This window comes from Undibacterium sp. Ji49W, assembly GCF_049340205.1.
GTDB lineage: Bacteria > Pseudomonadota > Gammaproteobacteria > Burkholderiales > Burkholderiaceae_D > Undibacterium.
The window spans coordinates 1-255 of sequence record NZ_JBMPOW010000080.1; the positions used below are offsets into that span (position 1 = coordinate 1).

1 protein-coding gene is annotated in these 255 nt (G+C 54.5%); it reads right to left on the reverse strand.

Going from position 1 to position 255, the window contains the following annotated elements; genetic code table 11:
* A partial coding sequence (locus tag ACO0LK_RS27110) for a hypothetical protein (protein WP_422980621.1) occupies positions 1–255 on the reverse strand: 255 nt, incomplete at both ends.

The window sequence follows — 255 nt, forward strand, 5'->3', positions numbered from 1 at the left end:
ACTGTGCCTGTGTGGGCAGCTACGCTACCCAGGGCGACGGTGTTGTTTTCTGAATCAGCGTCAACGATGGTGACGTTTTCAGCGGCGCCTGTTGTCAGGGTGACGTTGAAACGTGGATCGGTGTTCAAGCCTTCGGCGATGGTCAGGGCAACGGTGTCACTTGTACCTGTGTCAACAGCCAGACGGGCATTGACGATGTTTTGGGTGATGGCGTTGGAACCTGTGTCACTGTGTTGAATAGTGATGTTGGTGGCT